Source organism: Burkholderia sp. Ap-955 (assembly GCF_011753045.1).
GTDB classification, from domain to species: domain Bacteria; phylum Pseudomonadota; class Gammaproteobacteria; order Burkholderiales; family Burkholderiaceae; genus Burkholderia; species Burkholderia lata_D.
In genome coordinates this window covers 16,177-35,899 of sequence record NZ_VWWH01000018.1, presented here as the reverse complement: position 1 = coordinate 35,899, position 19,723 = coordinate 16,177, and the positions used below count along the sequence as shown (strand labels likewise).

Genomic DNA, 19,723 nt, shown 5'->3' with positions numbered 1-19,723 from the left:
GCGACTGCCGGTAGCGCGCCGGGGAGGGCGGCCGCCGCCTGTCAGCGCGCGGCGGCCAGCAGCCACACGCCGCAAGCAACCGCGACCGTGCCGTACACGGCATAGACGGGCACCTTGAAGCGCGCAAAGCACAGCGTCGCGAAGGCGCCCGTCAGCCAGTAAACCGGGTCGGCCGGTTCGCGATGCAGGATCTTCACGACGGCGACGACGAGAAAGCCCGTCGTCGCCGCGCGCAGCAGGCGCATCCCGTGCTCGAAGCGCGAATGGCGCTTGAGCCGGAACAGGTGGTTCTGCGCAAACACGACGAGGCACCCCGACGGAATGAACAGCGCGGCCGTGGCGAGCAGCGCGCCGACCCAGCCGTCGGTCAGGTAGCCGAGAAACGGGACGACGTTCAGCAGCGGCCCCGGCGCGACAGGCGACAGCGCGAACGCCAGCGTAAAGTCGTGATCGGAGATGCCCGTTGCGGGCGTGACGAACAGCGTCTTGAGCACGGGCAGCGCGGAAAATCCGCCGCCGAACAGCGTCATGCCGGCGCCGGCGAGACGCGGCCACAGCAGCGTTGCCTGGTAATCGCCGGGCAGCGGCACCGCGAACAGCGTGACGAGTACGCCGAGCAGCACGAGCAGGTTGCGGTCGCGGGTCGACAACGTGAAATCGACCGCGTCGCGTTGCGGCGGCCCCGTCAGCCAGCCGGCCGCGAACGCAGCGAAGAGAATCCCGACGAAGGCGGCCGGATTATGGGCGAAACCGAGCAGAATCGTCGACAGCGCGGCGATCAGTTGTTCGAGCCGCGTGCGCGCGAGCGAGCGCAACTGCTTGACCCACGTGACGCCGATCAGCGCGGCGAGCACCATCCCGAAGTGATTGATCAGCACCGGTGCGGCAAGCGAGCGCACGAGCGGCGTCTGATAGAAGATCGCGAACAGCGTCATCAGGATCGAGAACGGCAGCACGCTCGCAATGCCGGCGACCCATGCACCGGCTCGGCCGTGCAGCGTCTGGCCGACCTGCACCGCGACGTTGCAGCCGACGGGGCCCGGCACGAGCCACGCGAGCGCGACGAGATCGCCGAAGACGTGCGGCTCGATGCGCCGCAGCCGCTCCACGTAATGGCGTTCGAGTTGCGCCATCATCGAAAGCCCGCCCCACGAGACGGCCGAAATGCTGGCGACGACCTTGAACAAGGTCCATAGGGATGCCGGTGCCTCTTCGACACGAGCGGTCGCTTCGACTTCGACGGTTGTCATGATTGTGTGGATGGCGCAGCGCCAAATCTCTCGTATGTGACCATGCCGGCGGCCCGCCGACACGTCGGCCCTCCCGATTGTCCACCGCACATCATGACACTGCCATGCGCGAAAACGCTAGTTAATGAACCAACCGATTCGATCGGAAAACGAAATAATTGCGGCAGTGCGCAATGCACGCCAAGGCTGCAGCGGTGCGGCGCTCAGGCGCCGGTGCTGCCGGTCGCGCGATGCGCGACGACGTTCGGATGTTCGCCGCGCACGCCGAAGCGTGCGATCAGCGCGGGAATCGCGTCGGCCGGCACCGGTCGCGAGAACAGGAAGCCTTGCGCCTCGATCTCGCCGAGCGCGGCCAGCCACGTGATCTGCTCCTCGGTTTCCGTGCCTTCGACGACGACGGTCAGGCCGAGCGAGCGCGCGAGATGCACGATCGACGACACCATCACGCACACGCTGCGATCGTTCGGGATGGCCTGCACGAACGAGCGGTCGACCTTCAGCGTGTCGACGGAGAAGCGGTGCAGGTACGACAGCGACGAATAGCCGGTGCCGAAATCGTCGAGCGCGATCCGGATGCCGAGCTTCTTCAACGCGACGATCTTCTCGGACACGAGCTCCGGATATTCCATCATCGCGGTCTCGGTGATCTCGATCTCGAGCCGGTTCGCGTCGATGCCGGTGTCCTGTATCGCCTGCGAGATCGTCTCGATCAGGTCGCCGCGCCAGAACTGCACGGGCGAAATGTTGACCGCGAGTGTCAGCGTGTCGTGGCCGTCGTCGCGCCAGCGCGCGATCTGTTCGCACGCGGTGCGGATCACGAAGTCGCCGATCGGCACGATCAGGCCGGTCGATTCGGCAATCGAAATGAATTCGTTCGCGGAGATGACGCCGTGCTCCGGATGATCCCAGCGCGCGAGCGCCTCGAAGCCGGTGATGTGGCGGTGCGTGAGGTCGATCTTCGGCTGGTACGCGAGGAACAGCTGCCCCTCGGCTAGCGCGACGCGCAGTTGCTGTTCCCAGCGCATCAGGTGGTCGGCGCGGTGCGACAGGTGCGGCGCATAGAACTGGTAGCAGTTCTTGCCGGCGTCCTTCGCGCTGTACATCGCGAGGTCGGCCTTCTTCAGCAGGTCGATCTCGCTTTCGTTCGCCACCGTGTGCAGCGCGATGCCGATGCTCGCATGCAGCACGAACGAGCTGCCGCGCACGTCGAACGGTTCGCCGAACATCCGGATGATCGCTTCCGCGAGCCGCACCGCGCGCCGCTCGACGTCGTCGCCCTTCATCACCACGACGAATTCGTCGCCGCCGATGCGCGCGAGCGAGCCTTCGTCGCCGACCGCATCGGCCAGGCGCGACGCGGTCATCTGCAGCACGATGTCGCCGGCGTTGTGGCCGAGCGTATCGTTGACGGTCTTGAAGTTGTCGAGATCGATGAACAGCAGCCCGAGCCGCGACAGGCTCGCCGGCATCGACACGTCGTTGCGCAGCCCGCGCAGCGTCGCATAGCGGTTCGCGAGGCCGGTGAGCAGGTCGTATTCGGCGAGCTGCGTCATTTCGCGCTCACGGCCGAGCAGCTTCCCGATCAGGCCCGTCGCGACGCCGAAGAACGCGAGCATCGCGAGCGTGATGAAGCTCGTCATCAGCAGGTAGACGTTGCGCGTGTGGTAGTAGTCCGCGAATTCCTCGGTTTGCGACAGCCCGACCATCACCGCGAGCGGGTAGCCGTCGAGGTGGCGGTACGACACGATGCGCGTCACGCCGTCGATCGGGTCGATGATCGTGCCCGTCACGCGCTCGGCGATCGGGTAAACACCCGACGCGGAAAACGCGCCGGGCGCGTTGCTGACCGAGCCCGTGCGCCGCGCGAGCACCGCGCCCGTATCTGACACCACCGCGATCACGCCTTCCTTGCCGATCGCCGCGTTGTTGTAGAAGTCGTTGGTGAAGTAGCTCGGGTCTTCCGACACGACGACGATGCCCGCGAAGCTGCCGTCCGGGTTGTTCAGGCGCCGGGTCATCTGCAGCGTCCAGTGGCTCGACACGCGGCCGAGTACGGGCTTGCTGATGAACAGGCGGTCGTCGTTGTGCGCGAGGTGGACCTTGAAGTGCTCGCGGTCGGCCAGGTTGATCGGCTGCGGATGCAGCTCGGCCGTGTTCGCGAACAGGATGCCCTTCGCGTTGACGAGCGACACCTGGATCAGCGTGTCGCTCGGCACGACGCCTTTCTCGACGGCGCTGGCGAGGTTGAAGCGGGCGGGCGATTTCTCGAATTCGAACTTGACGAAGCGGGTGATCTGGTCGACCTGGTGGATCGCCTTGACCGTATGCTGCTCGAGCGCGGAGGACAGGATCGCGGCGGAAGCCGCCGCTTCCTTGTACGCGCTGTCCTTCTCCACCGACAGACGCGCGATGATCACGGCCCACAGCAGCGCGAGCGCCAGCATCCCGAGCAGCGGGATCGCAAAGAGCGCACGCCGGCGCGATTTGCGCGGCGCGCGTAGCGGCCGGGTCGGCGGCGTGTGGTTGGACCGGGCGGAGCTCATCGAAGAGGGTGGCGTCCTGCTCGCGTGCGCCACCCGTCTGGATGGCTGACTATGGGTTGGGATTGTCCCGACGTCTGTTCGTTCGCGGGACACGCAACCATGGACAGACCTCCGAAACAACGGATTAGGCCCGATATTACTGGTTGGAACGTTTTTGCGATAGTTGGGCGAATCGGAGGGGGGGCGCCGGGCGGGCCGGCGCCATCGCACATCGCGAAATGTCAGGCGGGTGACAGGAAGGTGCCGTCGACGACGGTGACGACATGGCCGCCGATCCACGTGGTGCCGTCTTCGTCATAGCTGACGAAGATACGGCCGTCGCGGCCGATCGCCGTACCCTGGCGGGCCGTATACGACTGGCCGGGGCGGCGTTCCTGCCGCGTCAGCAGCCCGGCGAGCGCGGCGTTGGCGCTGCCGGTGACGGGATCCTCGCCGAAGCCGAAATTGCCGCCCGTCATCAGGCAGCGGATTTCGAACGTCGCGGGGCCGCCTTCGGCGTGCGGCGCGTAGACCGCGAGGCCGTCCGTGCCGTAGCGGTGCGTGAGCGCCGTCAGCGCGGCCGGATCGGGCGTCAGGCCGATGCAGGCATCGGCCGATTTCAGCCGCACGACCAGCCACGGCGCGCCGTTGTCGACCGCGCACGGCTCGGCATCCAGATCGACCGCGTCGCTGCGCAGCGCGGCAGCCAGCGCCGCGTAGTCCGAACGGTCGAGCGGCGTGACGCGTGCCGGCGGCGCGGCGAACGCCCAGCCGTCGGCCTGCTCGCGCAGCGCGACCCGGCCGACCCCGCACTGCTGGATCAGCCGGCCCGGCATGCGCGGCCGCGCGCCGCTTTCCAGGAACGCATGCGCGGTGCCCAGCGTCGGGTGGCCGGCGAACGGCAGTTCGCCCTCCGTTGTGAAGATCCGGACGCGGTAGTCGGCTTCCGGATCGGTCGGCGTGCAGAGGAACGTCGTTTCCGACAGGTTTGTCCAGCGGGCGATCGCCAGCATGTCGTCGTCGCCGAGCGAATCGGCGTCGAACACCACGGCGAGCGCGTTGCCCTTGAACGGCACCGACGTGAACACGTCGACCTGCTTGAAACGGACGAGACGGCCGGGCATCGTGCTGCGTTCGTTACGCAACTTCGGCGATCAGCTCGATCTCGACGCACGCGCCGAGCGGGATCTGCGCCACGCCGAATGCCGAGCGCGCGTGCTTGCCGGCGTCGCCGAACACTTCCGCGATCAGTTCCGACGCGCCGTTCGTCACGACGTGCTGTTCGGTGAAGTCGAGCGTCGAGTTGACGAGGCTCATCAGCTTGACGATGCGCGTGACCTTGTTCAGGTCGCCGGTGTGTGCGTGCAGCGTCGCGAGCAGGTCGATCGCGATCGAGCGGGCGGCGGCCTTGCCGTCTTCCGTCTGCAGATCCGCGCCGAGCTTGCCGGCCCAGACCTTGCCGTCCTTCTTCGCGATGTGGCCCGACAGGAAGACCGTGTTGCCGGTTTGCGCGCTCATCACGTAGGCGGCGGCCGGTGCGCCGGCGGTCGGGAGCTCGATGCCGAGCGACTTCAGCTTGTCGTAGACGTTAGCCATGGATTCGATTCCTCGTAGAGAGTCGTGACAGGAAAAAGGGGATCAGAGACGCTCGCGCAGCAGCTTGCCGAGGCGCGCGACGCCTTCCTCGATCTTCTCGGGCGGCACCGTCACGAACGACAGGCGCAGCGTGTTCTGTTGCGCGTTGTCCGCGAAGAACGGCGCGCCCGGCACGAACGCGACGTGATTGTCGACGGCCGTGGCGAGCAGCTTCATGCTGTCGATCTGCGCGGGCAGGTTCACCCAGATGAACATCCCGCCTTCCGGGCGGTTCCACGTGACGCCTTCCGGCATGTGGCGCTCGAGCGCGCCGAGCATCGCGTCGCACTGCGCGCTGTACAGCTCGCGGATCGTCGGGATGTGCTCGTCGAGGAAGCCGTCCTTGATCACTTCGTGCGCGATGCGCTGCGTGAGCGTCGGCGTGTGCAGGTCGGTGGCCTGCTTGGCCTGCACGAGCTTGAAGTGGAGTTCCTCGGGCGCAATGATGTAGCCGATCCGCAGGCCCGGTGCGAGCACCTTCGAGAACGTGCCGAGGTGCACGATGTGATCGGGCGCCATCGACAGCATCGTCGGCAGCGGCTCGCCGCGGTAGTTCAGCGCGCCGTACGGATCGTCTTCCAGCACCGGGAACGGGCTCGACTGCGCGAACGCGGCGAGCGCGCGGCGGCGCTCGACGGGCAGGCGGCGGCCGGTCGGGTTCTGGAAGTTCGGCTGCGCGTACAGCAGGCGCGCGCCTTGCGTGAGTGCGGGCGTGAGGCCGTCCGGCAGCAGGCCCTGCTCGTCGGTCGGCACCTGCACGTAGCGCGGCTCGTACAGCGAGAACGACTGCAGCGCGCCGAGGTAGGTCGGGGTTTCGACGAGGATCGGGCTGCCCGGATCGACGAGCGCCTTGCCGAGCAGGTCGAGCGCCTGCTGCGAGCCGGTCGTGATCAGCACCTGCGACACGCGCACGCTGTAGCGTTCGGCGATCCATTCGCGCAGCGGCAGGTAGCCTTCGGTCGCGCTGTACTGGAGCGCGGCGGCCGGCGCGTCGCGCAGCACGCGATCGGCGGCGGCGCGCATGCGTTCGGCCGGGAACGTGGCAGGGGCGGGCAGGCCGCCGGCGAACGAGATGACCTCGGGGCGTTCCGTGACCTTCAGGATTTCGCGGATGGCAGAGCTCGTCAGCTTGCGTGCGCGTTCGGAAAGCTGCCAGTGCGGCGGATGCAGGTCGCTCGGATTCATAGTCTCCTCGTTCGGATATCGTGGTCAGTCAAGAAAGGTCGTTCGGGCGCATCGCTTCGACGCCGCCGGGTGGGCGGGCACGAGCGCGATCGAGCCTTCGCGGCCGGGTGGGCAAACCGATCAGGCAAAACGTCGATTATGGCGCAGCTGTTCAGCCGGCGCGAGCCGGTTGCGCGGCGGTGGCGACCGCCGAGCGGCGCCCGAGCACCACGGTGGCGATCACCGCGGCCGCGAACAGCCATGTCGACGGCGTCACCGTTTCGCCGAACAGCAGCGCGGAAAAGGCAATCGTGAAGAAAATCTGCAGCAATTGCACCTGGCCGACGCGCGCGATGCCGCCCATCGCGAGCCCCGCATACCACGCGAAAAAGCCGATGAATTGCGAAAAGAGGGTCACATAGCCGAAGGCGAGCCACGTGCGCAGCGCGAGCGGGCCCGGATGCGCGGCATGCTGCATCCACGCGAGCCAGCCGACCGGCAGCACGAGGAACGGCGCGGACACGACGAGCGCCCAGCAGATCACCTGCCAGCCGCCGATCTGGCGCGCGAGGCGCGCGCCTTCCGCATAGCCGAGCGCGCCGATGCCGACCGCGACGAGCATCAGCGCGTCGCCGGCCTGCACGGTGCCGCCGCCGTCGCGCAGCGCGAACGCGATCACGAGCGCGCTGCCGGCCACCGCGCTGGCCCAGAACGCCTTCGACGGCCGCTCGTGCGACAGCCACGCCGCATACAGCGCGACGAACAGCGGCTGCAGGCCGTTGACCACCGCGCCGTGCGAGGCCGGTACCGATTTCATCGCCCATGCGGAGAACACCGGGTACGCGATGATCACGCCGAGCGATGTGATCGCGAGGCTTTTCAGCTGCGCGCGGGTCGGCAGCGGCTCGCGGCGCCACCACAGCAACAGGCCGGCCGGTATCGCGGCGGCGAGCGCGCGGCCGAGCCCGTTGAGCAGCGGGTGGAGTTCGGCGACGACGATGCGCGTCATCGGCAGCGTCAGGCTGAAAATCATCACGCCGATGAGGCCGAGCAGCATGCCCCGGGTTTCGCGCGAATTCATGAAGTGGGTGTCTCCGTGTTGCCAGTGTTAGATGTAATCGGGGGCGGCGGGGCGCTCAGCGCAGCGTGCGCGCACCCTGCGGCGTGTCGAATTCGGCGACCAGCGCGGGCGGGCCGTCGGCGGCTTCGAGATCGAGCAGGTGGGCGGCGCCGAGCCAGTCAAGCTGCTCGCGGATCGTGTCCGCACGCGGGTGGGTGCCCTTGAGCGCCTTCAGCGCGACGCCGTCGCCCGGCAGCGATTCGGCCGGGTGGCGCGCACTGTCCCACTGGATCAGCGACGGCAGGAGGCCGTCGCCCGCGCCTTGCCACGCGGGGAACGTGCCGTCGTCGGGCACGGTGAGGCCCCAGCTCAGGTCGCCGCGCCGCATCGCGACGACCGGCGGGATGCGCGCCGGGTACTGGCTCTGCCACAGCGCGAGCTGGCGCGGACGCTCGACGCGTGCGACCCAGTGCGCGAGAAACGGGCCTTGCGCAAGCCGCGCGTGCATGGCCGGATCGTCGAGCCCGAACAGCCGCGCGCGCGGCGGCTCGGCGCCGGCGTTCGGCGCAGGCGCATCGGGATCGATCGCGATCACTTCGAGATAGAGCCCGCCCCACGCGCCGAACAGCGCATTGTGGGTCCGCATCAGCGGGTGGCGGCCGCCACCGGCCGGTTCGATGCCGAGCGCGTCGGCGACATGGCGGACGCCTTCGTCGAGCGTGCGCGCGGCGATCACGAGATGGTCGAGTGTCAGGGAGCGGGCTGGCATGAACGTCGGTCGGGAAGCGAAAGTGTCATGGTGGGCAGGCGATGCGCCGGGCGGTGGCCGGACCGGCCGGCGTACCGGCCGCGATGCGGGCCGGTGGGCGCGGCGCCAGGTGCGGCGGGGCCGGAACGGTGGCCGCACGGTCGCCATTCCGGTCAACTGTAATCGTCGCTACCGGCACAGTAACGGTACAATCGGCGCGATAGCCTTCGGTACAGTTGGAGCTGCCGCCCATGTCCACCGTCCCACTCGCCCAGATTCCCGTGCCGCACGACACGGCCACGCTCACGCTCGTCGACCAGCTTGTCCAGTGGGCGCGACGGCGCATCGACGAACGCGTGTTCCGGCCCGGCATGCGGATGCCGTCGATCCGCAAGCTCGCGCTCGACAAGAGCGTGTCGCGCTTCACCGTCGTCGAGGCGTACGAGCGCCTCGTCGCGCAGGGTTACCTCGACTCGCGGCGCGGCTCGGGCTTCTACGTGCGCGAGCGCACGGCTGCCGGCCCGCAGCCGGCCGACAGCGTTGCGCGCGTGGCCGAGGCCGCGCCGGTGCACAACACGATCGACGTCGTCTGGCTGCTGCGCAACATGCTGCACACCGTCAGCCCGGAAAAGGGGCCGGGTCTCGGCTATTTGCCGGGCCGCTGGCTCGACGGCGAACTGATCACCGGTGCGCTGCGTGCGCTCGGGCGCCAGTCCGGCGCGCAGATGCTCGGCTTCGGCACCGCGCAGGGCTTCCTTCCGCTGCGCCAGCAACTGCAGACGCGCCTCGCCGAAGTGGAAATCGGCGCGAAGCCCGAACAGATCGTGCTGGTGTCGGGGATCACGCAGGCGATCGACCTGATCTCGCGGATCTACGTGAAGCCCGGCGATGCGGTGATCGTCGGCGATCCGGCCTGGTTCCAGATGTTCGGCCGCTTTGCGGCGCAGGGCGCGCAGCTCGTCGGGATGCCGTACACGCCGGACGGCCCCGATCTCGACGCGCTCGAGACGCTCGTGCAGATGTGGCGGCCGAAGATGCTGGTGATCAATTCGGTGCTGCAGAACCCGACCGGCACGTCGCTGTCGGCCGCACAGGCGTTCCGGATCCTGAAGCTCGCGGAGGCATACGACTTCCTCGTCGTCGAGGACGACGTGTACGGCGACCTGTGCCCGCCGAGCTATCCGGCCACGCGCCTCGCGAGCCTCGATCAGTTGAAGCGCGTGATCTACCTCGGCAGCTATTCGAAGACGCTCGCGGCGAACCTGCGGGTCGGCTACGTGGCCTGCGCGCCGGAGATCGCGAAGGCGGTCACCGACCAGAAGATGCTGGTCGGGATGACGACGCCCGAGCTCAACGAGCGCGTGCTGTACAAGATCCTGACCGAAGGGCATTACCGGCGCCACGTCGAGCGGTTGCGCGCGCGGCTCGACGGGGTGCGCGACAAGACCGCGCGGATGCTCGAGCGCACGGGGCTCGGCCTCTTCACGATGCCGGCGGCCGGGATGTTCCTGTGGGCCGACACGGGTGTCGACTCGGACGCGCTCGCGGCGGTCGCGCACGAGGCCGGCTTTTTGCTGACGCCGGGCAGCCTGTTCTCGCCGCAGCAATCGCCGTCCACGTGGATGCGCTTCAACGTCGCGAACTGCGGCGATCCGGCGCTGCCGGCGCTGCTGTCGCGCTATATCGATTCGGCCGTGCGCCGCGCATCATGACGCGGCGCGGCACGCCCGCCCTTGAAATCGGGTGTGCCGCCTCCAGATACGCGCGCAAACCGCATGCGCCGGGCGGTTGTCTGTTACGGGCCGGCCGGCATCGCGCGCCGGGCGGTCGCGCCATACCATTCAAGTTCAAGTAAGAGGAAACAGCATCCATGGCACACGAAACGATGAGCTTTCAGGCAGAGGTCAAGCAACTCCTCCACCTGATGATCCATTCGCTCTACAGCAACAAGGAAATCTTCCTGCGCGAACTGGTGTCGAATGCGTCCGACGCGGCCGACAAGCTGCGTTTCGAAGGGCTCGCGGACAACGCGCTGTACGAGAACGATCCGAACCTGCGCATCCGCATCGGCTACGACAAGGCCGCGCGCACGATCACGATCGACGACAACGGCATCGGCATGAGCCGCGATGAAGCGATCGCGAACCTCGGCACGATCGCGCGTTCGGGCACCAAGGAGTTCTTCACGAAGCTGTCCGGCGACCAGCAGAAGGACGCGGCGCTGATCGGCCAGTTCGGCGTCGGTTTCTACTCGGGCTTCATCGTCGCCGACAAGATCACCGTCGAGACGCGTCGCGCGGGCCTGCCGGCGAACGAGGCCGTGCGCTGGGAAAGCGCGGGCGAGGGCGATTTCACGATCGACGCGATCGAGCGCGCGCAGCGCGGCACGACGATCACGCTGCACCTGCGCGAAGGCGAGGACGACCTGCTGTCGTCGCACCGCCTGAAGTCGATCATCCAGAAGTATTCCGACCATATCGCGCTGCCGATCCTGATGCAGAAGGAAGAATGGGATCAGGAAAAGGGCGAGATGGTCCTGAAGGACGAGGACGAGACCGTCAACCAGGCGAGCGCGCTGTGGACGCGCTCGAAGAGCGACGTCACCGACGAGCAGTACACGCAGTTCTACCAGCACATCGCGCACGACCACCAGGATCCGCTCACGTGGACGCATAACCGCGTCGAGGGCCGCAGCGAATACACGCAACTGCTGTTCGTGCCGTCGCACGCGCCGTTCGACCTGTGGAACCGCGACTATCGCGGCGGCCTGAAGCTGTACGTGAAGCGCGTGTTCATCATGGACGACGCCGAGCAGCTGCTGCCGCAATACCTGCGTTTCGTGAAGGGCGTCGTCGATTCGGCCGACCTGCCGCTGAACGTGTCGCGTGAAATCCTGCAGGAAAGCCGCGACGTGAAGGCGATCCGCGAAGGCGTGACGAAGCGTGCGCTGTCGATGCTCGAAGAGCTCGCGAACGCGGAAGAGGAGGCCGGCAAGGAGAAGTACAAGACGTTCTGGGGCGCGTTCGGCCAGGTGCTGAAGGAAGGCCTCGGCGAGGATCACGCGAACCGCGAGCGCATCGCGAAACTGCTGCGCTTCGCATCGACGCACGGCGACACCGACGCGCAGGACGTGTCGCTCGCCGATTACGTGTCGCGCATGAAGCCCGAGCAGAGCAAGATCTACTACGTGACCGCCGATACGTGGCAGGCCGCGAAGAACAGCCCGCATCTGGAAGTGTTCCGCAAGAAGGGCGTCGAGGTGCTGCTGCTGACCGACCGTGTCGACGAATGGATGCTGTCGTTCCTGCACGAATTCGACGGCAAGCCGCTCGCGAGCGTGGCGCGCGGCGATCTCGATCTCGGCGAGCTGAACGACGAGGAGAAGAAGGCGCAGGAGCAGGCGGGCGAGGCGATCAAGCCGGTCGTCGAGAAGATGAAGGAAGCGCTCGGCGACAAGGTGAAGGAAGTGCGCGTCACGTTCCGCCTGACCGATTCGCCGTCGTGCCTCGTTGCCGACGACAACGACATGAGCGGCTACCTGCAGCGCATGCTGAAGGCGGCCGGCCAGAACGCGCCGGCGATGCAGCCGATCCTCGAGATCAATCCCGAGCACGCGCTCGTGAAGCAGCTGAATGCCGACAGCGCCGATTTTGGCGACTGGTGCCATCTGCTGTTCGATCAGGCACTGCTCGCCGAAGGCGGCATGCTCGACGATCCGGCAAGCTTCGTGAAGCGGACCAACGCGCTGCTGCTGTCGCGCGCCGCGTGAACGCACGCATGCGATTCGACGGCGGTCAGGCCGGCTGGCGCGAGACGCCGCGGCCTGGCTGCACGCTCGACCAGCGTGACTGGCTGACGCGCGGCGGATCGCTGACCGCGCACCTCGCGCGGCTCGGCCGCGTGAACGTGCGCGTGACGCGCGAGGCCGTCGACTGCCCGTGGTTCGACGAGCCGGACGCGCTCGCCAGTGCGCCGCGCGCACCGATGTGGGTGCGCGAGGTGATCCTGTCGGTCGACGGCACGCCGTTCGTCGCCGCGCACAGCATCGCGCCGCTCGCGGCCAGCAAGGGCGTGTGGCAGGCGATGCGGCGGCTGCGCACGCGGCCGCTGGCGGAGCTGCTGTACAGCGATCCGCAGGTCGAGCGTTCGGCGCTCGTCAGCCGGCGCGTGATCGCCGGCCATCCGCTGTATGCGCTGGCGACGCATGCGCTTGGCGGGGTGCGTGCACCGCATTCGTTCGCCGCGCGGCGCTCGGTGTTCCAGCGTCACGGCAAGCCGCTGATGGTCACCGAGTGCATGCTGCCGGCGCTGTGGCGCCATCTCGATGCGCACGGCGACGGGCCGCGCTCGGGCGGGCCGGGCGGAGGCGCGTGATGTTGCGGGGTTTTCCGCCGGTCGTCGCGGCGCATACGCATACGATGATCCTCGGTAGTTTTCCGGGCGAGGCGTCGCTCGACGCCGCGCAGTATTACGCGCATCCGCGTAACCAGTTCTGGCGCCTGCTCGGCACGGTGCTCGGCGAGCACGGGCTGCACGAGCTCGCGTACGACGCGCGGCTCGAGCGCGTGCTGTCGCACGGGATTGGTATCTGGGATGTATTGGCCGCGTGCCATCGCGAGGGCAGCCTCGATTCGGCGATCCGGCATGCGAAGCCGAACGATTTCGCGTCGTTGCGCGAGCATGCGCCGTTGCTCAAGCGCGTGTGTTTCAACGGCAAGACGGCGGGCCGGTTTGCGGAGGTGATCGGCGCGGCGGGGTACGACACGCTCGTGCTGCCTTCGTCGAGCCCGGCGAATGCGATGCTGACGTTCGAGCAGAAGCTCGCGCAGTGGCACGGGATTCGTGCCTGACGATTCGACGGATCGTCGCTTATTCGTCCTTGCCCCAGCGCCATTTCGGCTTTTCGCCTTTCAGCCAGCACACGATCGTGAGCGCGGCCACCAGCACCACGATGCAAGCCGCGAACGCTAGTGGTGACTGGGCGGGCGAGACGCGTGTCGTGACCGCCACGATCCCTATGGCAAAGAGCAGCAGGACGACCCAGCCTTGCCACGCGACCGGCAACCCCCATCCCCAGCCGTAGCGCTTCGCCGGAAACCAGATCTTCTTGTCGGTCGAGTTCATATGTTTTCCTTCGATCGGTGAGGCAGCGTAGCGCCAACGGGATTCGATGTCATGCATGGTCGGGCGCTCGTCGCGGCCGTCACCACGCACCAATGCTATCCTCTCGTCCGCTAAAACCAGCTTCACCCAGCGAGATTCACACATGACCCGACTGATCAAGCGCGCGTCCGCCGAGGCGCGCGCGTCCAAGCGCAGCAAGCCGTCCGCCTACAACGGCTCCGAAAAGCTCCAGCCGCCGCGCGTGAAGCGCCGCCCGGACATCGACGAGCACGACGACGTGCCCGTGCTCGAAGCGCCGCGCAAGCCGCGCTTCGCGCCCGTTACGTTCTCCGAAGAAGGCGGCGTGCGCTTCCTGCACTTCGGCACCGAATGGGTGCAGGGCGCGATGCGGATCTCGAAGCCGCTGCATATCGAGCTCGAATACGCGCAGCAGATGATGGCGTGGCTGCTGTTCCTCGAAACGCCCGAGCGGGTCGTCCAGCTCGGGCTCGGCACCGGCGCGCTGACCAAGTTCTCGCACCGCTTCCTGCCGCACGCGAAGGTCGAGGCCGTCGAGCTGAACCCGGCGGTGATCGTCGCCGCGCGCACGATGTTCGCGCTGCCGCCCGACGATGCACGTCTCGCCGTGCACGAAGCCGACGCCTGGGATTTCGTCAACGATCCGGCCAACCGCGGCACGACGGGCGCGATCCAGATCGACCTGTACGACGCGACCGCGCGCGGCCCGGTGCTCGACAGCGTCGCGTTCTACCGGGCGGTGCGCGGCTGCCTCGCCGACGCGGGCATCGCGACGATCAACCTGTTCGGCGATCATCCGAGCTTCGTGCGCAACATGAAGCACCTGAACGCGGCGTTCGATCACCGCGTGATCGCGCTGCCGGAAGTGCATGACGGCAACCGGATCGCGATCGCGTTCTCGGGCCCCGCGCTCGACGTGTCGTTCGCGCAGCTCGACGAACGGGCGAAGCTGATCGAGGACACGCTGAAGCTGCCCGCACGCAAGTGGGTGAAAGCTTTGAAAGAAACGACCGGCGCACGCGACACCGCGTTCGCGATCTGACGCTTCATGCACCGGCGGCATGCCGGTGCAACCACGCGTCAAGGGGCGGATCACCTCGGGTTCGCCCCTGCTTGACCGCGTGCTGGCGGCTCCTATACTGGCGCGAAGCCAGGGGAGCCGCAGCCTACCCGTTTTGCGCTCCTCTCGGCGCCGTACCCGCTCAACAAGATCGATAACCGGGAAAGATGAGGAGACGTCATGGCTCACGATGCCGACGCCAACCGGGCCGCCAAGCGCTGGCTCTGGCTGCTGGTACTGCCGCTGATTGCGATGGTCTGGGTACCGTCGTACAGCAAGATCGAACCGCAATGGTTGGGTTTTCCGTTTTTCTACTGGTATCAGCTGCTTTGGGTCTTCATTAGCGCAGTGATCACCGCGTTCGTGTACTTCAAGACCAAGAACGCGTGGAAGGCGAGCGGCCCGCAGGGAGGTGCGCGATGAATCTCGGCGCAACCTTCGTCTTCGTGCTGCTGTTCATCGGCGTCACGATCATCGGTTTCCTGGCCGCGAACTGGCGGCGCGGCGATCTCGCCCATCTCGACGAATGGGGCCTCGGCGGCCGCCGCTTCGGCACGATCGTCACGTGGTTCCTGCTCGGCGGCGACCTCTACACGGCCTATACGTTCGTCGCGGTGCCCGCGCTCGTGTTCGGTGCCGGCGCGATGGGCTTCTTCGCGCTGCCTTATACGATCCTGATCTACCCGTTCGCGTTCGTCGTGTTCCCGAAGCTGTGGAGCATCGCGAAGCGGCACGGCTACGTGACGGCCGCCGACTTCGTCAACGCGCGCTACGGCAGCCGGATGCTCGCGCTCGCGATCGCGGTGACGGGCATCGTCGCGACGATGCCGTATATCGCGCTGCAGCTCGTCGGCATCGAAGTGGTGATCGGCGCGCTCGGCTTCGACACGACCGGCTTCGTCGGCGACCTGCCGCTGATCATCGCGTTCGCGATCCTCGCCGCATATACGTATACGTCGGGCCTGCGCGCGCCCGCGATGATCGCGATCGTCAAGGACATCCTGATCTACATCACGATCGCCGCGGCGGTCATCGTGATCCCCGCGAAGCTCGGCGGCTTCGGACACATCTTCGCGAGCGTGCCGCCCGCGAAGCTGCTGCTGAAAGCGCCCGACGCGATGAGCCTGAACGGCTACAGCGCGTACGCGACGCTCGCGATCGGCTCGGCGCTTGCGCTGTTCCTGTATCCGCACTCGGTGACGGCGATCCTGTCGTCGTCGTCCGGCAACTCGATCCGCCGCAACATGGCGATGCTGCCCGCGTATTCGTTCGTGCTCGGCCTGCTCGCGCTGCTCGGCTACATGGCGCTCGCAGCGGGCGTGAAGGACATGCCGCAGTACGCGCCGTACTTCAAGGCATTCGGCCCGAACTTCGCGGTGCCCGCGCTGTTCCTCGAGTATTTCCCGTCGTGGTTCGTCGGCGTCGCGTTCGCGGCGATCGGCATCGGCGCGCTGGTGCCGGCGGCCATCATGTCGATCGCGGCCGCGAACCTGTACACGCGCAACATTCACCGCGAGTTCGTGAACCGCAACATGTCGCATGATCAGGAAACGCACGTGGCGAAGCTCGTGTCGCTGATCGTGAAGGTCGGCGCGGTCGCGTTCATCCTGGGGTTGCCGCTGACCTATGCGATCCAGCTGCAGTTGCTCGGCGGGATCTGGATCATCCAGACGCTGCCGGCGATCGTGCTCGGCCTGTACACGCGCGTGCTCGACCATCGCGGCCTGCTAGCCGGCTGGGCCGCCGGCATCGTGTGCGGCACGTGGATGGCGATCTCGCTGAAGCTCGCCAGCTCGATCTTCACGATCCACCTGTTCGGCCTCGCGATTCCCGGCTACGCGGCCGTGTGGTCGCTGGTCGTGAACCTGGTGGTGGCGGTGGTGGTGAGCGTGCTGGTGCGCGTGATGGGCATGGCGCATGCGGAGGATCGCACGCGGCCGGAGGACTATCTCGACGTGGTGGAAGGCTGACGCTGCCTGCATGGCCACGCAATGAAAAAGCCCGCCACCGGCAAGGTGGCGGGCTTTGTCTTTCGTGTCATCCCTGCGCGCGTTTCGCGAGGTCCTCGCGTTGCGACAGGTCTTCGACGTTGACCATCCAGTGCACGCCGAAACGATCCTTCGCCATCCCGAAGCCGAGCGCCCAGAACGTCTTGCCGAACGGCATCGTCACTTCGCCGCCGTCGGCGAGCGCATTGAACAGCTTCTGGCCCTCTTCGACGGTTGCCGGGTTCAGCGACAGCGAATAGCCGGCGTGCGCCGCGCCGGCCGGCTGGCTGCAGTCGCCGTCCGAGCACATGATCATCGAGTCGCCGATCGTGAAGCTCGCGTGCATCACCTTGTCGGCCATCTCCGGCGTCATCGGATAGTCGGGATTCGGCGGCGCGTCCTTGAAGTGCATCTTGAACATCGTCTTCGCACCGAGTGCCTTTTCGTAGAACTGAAGGGCTTCGTCGGCGCGACCGTAGAACGTCAGGTACGGTTGGACTTGCATCGTTGTCTCCTGGAGTGGGGAGCCGGCCTGCGCATTCGCGCGGGTTCGGCGTCGTGCGAGACTGACTGGGAAAGGGGGCCTCGGGAGGCGGCCGACGCACCCGTGACGTGGATTGTAGTGCGCGTGCTTGACGATGGAATGAAAAATAAAAACGGCCGCGAACATGACGTTCGCGGCCGTATGCGGCGTGCGTGCTGACGGCTGTTGCCAGTGTTGCTGACAGCCGCTGACGCTTGTTGCGGCTCAGCGGCTCAGCGGCTCAGCGCAGCGAGTCGATCAGCTTCTCGAGCTTCACCGCATCGGCGGCGAATACGCGGATGCCTTCGGCGAGCTTTTCGGTCGCCATCGCGTCGTCGTTCAGCTGGAAGCGGAATGCGGCCTCGTCGATTGCGACACGCGCGGCGGGCTTGTCCTGCAGCGCTTCCGGCGACAGCTTGCGCGTGACCGTCTCGTTGCTGTCCTGCAGCTTCTGCAGCAAATCGGGACTGATCGTCAGCAGGTCGCAGCCGGCGAGTTCGGTGATCTGGCTGGTCGTGCGGAAGCTCGCGCCCATCACTTCGGTCGTGTAGCCGAACGTCTTGTAGTACGTGTAGATGCGGCGCACCGACTGCACGCCCGGATCGTTCGCGCCACCGTCCTTCTCTTCATTCCACTCCGCGCCGGCCTGCTTCTTGTACCAGTCGTAGATGCGGCCGACGAACGGCGAGATCAGCTGCGCGCCGGCTTCCGCGCATGCGGCGGCCTGCACGAGCGAGAAAAGCAGGGTCATGTTGCACTTGATCCCTTCCTTCTGCAGCACTTCGGCCGCGCGGATGCCTTCCCACGTCGATGCGAGCTTGATCAGGATGCGCTCGCGGCCGATGCCGGCTGCTTCGTACAGCTTGATGAGCTCGCGGCCCTTGTCGATCGAGCGCTGCGTGTCGAACGACAGGCGTGCGTCGACCTCGGTCGACACGCGGCCCGGGATCAGCTTCAGGATCTCGGTGCCGAATGCGATCAGCAGGCGGTCGATGATGAAATCGGTACTTTCGTTGCGATGATCGCGGACGGTTTTCTCGAGGATCGGCTTGTACGCATCCTTCTGGACGGCCTTCAGGATCAGCGACGGGTTCGTGGTCGCGTCCTGCGGCTGGTATTGCGCAAGCTGCTGGAAATCGCCCGTGTCGGCGACGACGGTCGTGTACTGCTTCAGCTGGTCGAGTGCGGTAGTCATGGCGATTCGGAAGAAGGGCGCAAGGCGCCGGGTTCTCACGGGCCGCGCGAACGCGGCGGCGAAGCGAGGCGGCGCCGGGCACCGCCTCCGATCCGCTATTCTAGGCCCGATTCGTGTCGGGCACGTTCTGGCGTGTCCGAGCGCCGCGGCGGCGGGGGCCGCGCCGCGTCACGCGGGGCGGCGCGCGTTCAGGATCACCTGCGTGACGATCCCCGCGACGAGCCCCCAGAATGCCGAGCCGATCGACAGCAGCGTGAGGCCCGACGCGGTGACCATGAACGTGACGAGCGCGGCTTCGCGCTGCTTCACGTCCTGCATCGCGTTCGCGAGGCCGCTCATGATCGAGCCGAACAGCGCGAGCGCGGCGACCGACACGACGAGCGCCTTCGGCAGCGCCGCGAACAGCGCGGCGATCGTCGCGCCGAAGATCCCCGCGACCAGATAGAACGTGCCGCACCACACGGCGGCCGTGTAGCGCTTCGCGCGATCCTCGTGCGCTTCCGGGCCGGTGCAGATCGCGGCCGTGATTGCCGCGAGGTTGACGCCGTGCGAGCCGAACGGCGCGAGCAGCAGCGACGCGAGGCCGGTGGTCGAGATCAGCGGCGACGACGGGGTCTGATAGCCGTCCGCGCGCAGCACCGCGATGCCCGGCACGTTCTGCGACGCCATCGCGACGACGAACAGCGGAATGCCGATGCTGACGATCGACGCGATCGAGAACGCGGGCATCGTGAATACGGGCTTCGCGAACGCGATGTGAAAGCCGCTGAAGTCGAGCAGGCCGAGACCGCCGGCGACTACCGTGCCGACGATCAGCGTCGTGACGATCGCATAGCGCGGCGCGAGCCGCTTGACGATCAGGTACGTGAAGAACATCGCGAGCACGAGCGCCGTCTGGAACTGCGCGGCGCGGAAGATCTCGATGCCGATCTCGAACAGGATGCCCGCGAGCAACGCGGCTGCGATGCCGGCCGGAATCTTGCGCATCAGCGTGTCGAACAGGCCGCTCACGCCGACGGCCGTCAGCAGCACCGCGCAGACGACGAACGCACCGATCGCCTCGGGGTAGGGCACGCCGGGCAGCGATGCGATCAGCAGCGCGGCGCCGGGCGTCGACCACGCGACGACGACGGGCGCGCGAAAGCGCAGCGACAGGCCGATCGTCGTCAGCGCCATGCCGATCGACAGCGCCCAGATCCACGACGAGATCTGCGCGTCGGTGAGGTGGGCGGCGCGGCCGGCCTGGAACATCAGCACGAGCGAGCTCGTATAGCCGGTCATCATCGCGACGAAGCCGGCGACGAGCGCGGACACGGACGTATCGGCAAAGAAGCGGCGGCCGCCGGCGCGGCTGGCGCTCGCGGTGGGCGAGGGGTTCATGCTATCTCCGGGGGGGAGGCCGCTCGGACGCGGCCTTCGTGTCTTGGTGGGTGTCG

General features: G+C 67.2%; 18 protein-coding genes. 7 read left to right on the top strand and 11 right to left on the bottom strand.

What is annotated here, in order from left to right; translation table 11 throughout:
- Nucleotides 1–41: 41 nt before the first annotated feature.
- The 7 genes from F3J15_RS13155 to F3J15_RS13125 all read right to left on the bottom strand — a co-directional run bounded on the left by F3J15_RS13155 (nt 42) and on the right by F3J15_RS13125 (nt 8,400).
- Nucleotides 42–1,250, bottom strand: a complete 1,209-nt coding sequence (locus tag F3J15_RS13155) for a chromate transporter (protein WP_166891531.1) — start codon at nt 1,248–1,250, stop codon at nt 42–44.
- Nucleotides 1,251–1,453: 203 nt separating this feature from the next.
- Nucleotides 1,454–3,793 carry an EAL domain-containing protein gene (locus F3J15_RS13150; protein WP_069248548.1) on the bottom strand — a complete coding sequence of 780 codons (2,340 nt, stop codon included), beginning with the start codon at nt 3,791–3,793 and terminating at the stop codon, nt 1,454–1,456.
- A 221-nt stretch (nt 3,794–4,014) separates the two neighbouring features.
- Nucleotides 4,015–4,896, bottom strand: a complete 882-nt coding sequence (locus tag F3J15_RS13145) for a PhzF family phenazine biosynthesis protein (protein WP_166891528.1) — start codon at nt 4,894–4,896, stop codon at nt 4,015–4,017.
- Nucleotides 4,897–4,909: 13 nt separating this feature from the next.
- On the bottom strand, nt 4,910–5,368 hold the full coding sequence (locus F3J15_RS13140; RefSeq protein ID WP_011352811.1) for a RidA family protein: 459 nt from the start codon (nt 5,366–5,368) through the stop codon (nt 4,910–4,912).
- Between the two features lie 42 nt (nt 5,369–5,410).
- Nucleotides 5,411–6,592, bottom strand: coding sequence for a PLP-dependent aminotransferase family protein (locus tag F3J15_RS13135; RefSeq protein ID WP_089484382.1), 1,182 nt, complete (start codon nt 6,590–6,592; stop codon nt 5,411–5,413).
- Between the two features lie 151 nt (nt 6,593–6,743).
- Nucleotides 6,744–7,652: a DMT family transporter gene (locus F3J15_RS13130; RefSeq protein ID WP_089484381.1), complete on the bottom strand. Its 909-nt coding sequence runs from the start codon at nt 7,650–7,652 to the stop codon at nt 6,744–6,746.
- 55 nt (nt 7,653–7,707) lie between these two features.
- Nucleotides 7,708–8,400: a VOC family protein gene (locus F3J15_RS13125; RefSeq protein ID WP_166891525.1), complete on the bottom strand. Its 693-nt coding sequence runs from the start codon at nt 8,398–8,400 to the stop codon at nt 7,708–7,710.
- Nucleotides 8,401–8,630: 230 nt separating this feature from the next.
- Between F3J15_RS13125 and F3J15_RS13120 the strand changes: the two genes are divergently transcribed.
- The 4 genes from F3J15_RS13120 to F3J15_RS13105 all read left to right on the top strand — a co-directional run bounded on the left by F3J15_RS13120 (nt 8,631) and on the right by F3J15_RS13105 (nt 13,229).
- On the top strand, nt 8,631–10,091 hold the full coding sequence (locus F3J15_RS13120) for a PLP-dependent aminotransferase family protein (protein WP_089446164.1): 1,461 nt from the start codon (nt 8,631–8,633) through the stop codon (nt 10,089–10,091).
- Between the two features lie 158 nt (nt 10,092–10,249).
- Nucleotides 10,250–12,148, top strand: a complete 1,899-nt coding sequence (gene htpG, locus F3J15_RS13115) for a molecular chaperone HtpG (RefSeq protein ID WP_166891522.1) — start codon at nt 10,250–10,252, stop codon at nt 12,146–12,148.
- A gap of 8 nt (nt 12,149–12,156) precedes the next feature.
- The gene (locus F3J15_RS13110) at nt 12,157–12,753 is read left to right on the top strand and encodes a chorismate lyase (RefSeq protein WP_166891519.1); all 597 of its coding nucleotides are present in this window, start codon (nt 12,157–12,159) and stop codon (nt 12,751–12,753) included.
- Nucleotides 12,753–13,229, top strand: a complete 477-nt coding sequence (locus tag F3J15_RS13105; RefSeq protein WP_069249341.1) for a DNA-deoxyinosine glycosylase — start codon at nt 12,753–12,755, stop codon at nt 13,227–13,229. The genes F3J15_RS13110 and F3J15_RS13105 overlap by 1 nt, the downstream gene beginning before the upstream one ends.
- 19 nt (nt 13,230–13,248) lie before the next feature.
- Here the strand turns inward: F3J15_RS13105 and F3J15_RS13100 are convergent, their stop codons facing one another.
- Nucleotides 13,249–13,503: a hypothetical protein gene (locus F3J15_RS13100; protein WP_166891611.1), complete on the bottom strand. Its 255-nt coding sequence runs from the start codon at nt 13,501–13,503 to the stop codon at nt 13,249–13,251.
- Nucleotides 13,504–13,645: 142 nt separating this feature from the next.
- On the opposite strand from F3J15_RS13100, the gene F3J15_RS13095 reads away from it, so the two are divergent.
- The 3 genes from F3J15_RS13095 to F3J15_RS13085 all read left to right on the top strand — a co-directional run bounded on the left by F3J15_RS13095 (nt 13,646) and on the right by F3J15_RS13085 (nt 16,551).
- On the top strand, nt 13,646–14,563 hold the full coding sequence (locus F3J15_RS13095) for a spermidine synthase (protein WP_089446161.1): 918 nt from the start codon (nt 13,646–13,648) through the stop codon (nt 14,561–14,563).
- A 198-nt stretch (nt 14,564–14,761) separates the two neighbouring features.
- Nucleotides 14,762–15,004, top strand: coding sequence for a DUF3311 domain-containing protein (locus tag F3J15_RS13090; protein WP_011352801.1), 243 nt, complete (start codon nt 14,762–14,764; stop codon nt 15,002–15,004).
- Complete coding sequence (locus tag F3J15_RS13085) at nt 15,001–16,551, top strand: sodium:solute symporter family protein (RefSeq protein ID WP_069248539.1); 1,551 nt, start codon at nt 15,001–15,003, stop codon at nt 16,549–16,551. The genes F3J15_RS13090 and F3J15_RS13085 overlap by 4 nt, the downstream gene beginning before the upstream one ends.
- A gap of 67 nt (nt 16,552–16,618) precedes the next feature.
- Here F3J15_RS13085 and F3J15_RS13080 read toward each other — a convergent pair whose 3' ends face one another.
- The 3 genes from F3J15_RS13080 to F3J15_RS13070 form a co-directional block, all read right to left on the bottom strand.
- Complete coding sequence (locus F3J15_RS13080; protein ID WP_069248538.1) at nt 16,619–17,074, bottom strand: VOC family protein; 456 nt, start codon at nt 17,072–17,074, stop codon at nt 16,619–16,621.
- Between the two features lie 259 nt (nt 17,075–17,333).
- Nucleotides 17,334–18,287, bottom strand: coding sequence for a transaldolase (gene tal / locus F3J15_RS13075; RefSeq protein ID WP_089473329.1), 954 nt, complete (start codon nt 18,285–18,287; stop codon nt 17,334–17,336).
- Between the two features lie 168 nt (nt 18,288–18,455).
- Nucleotides 18,456–19,667, bottom strand: a complete 1,212-nt coding sequence (locus F3J15_RS13070; protein WP_069248536.1) for a benzoate/H(+) symporter BenE family transporter — start codon at nt 19,665–19,667, stop codon at nt 18,456–18,458.
- Nucleotides 19,668–19,723 lie beyond the last annotated feature (56 nt).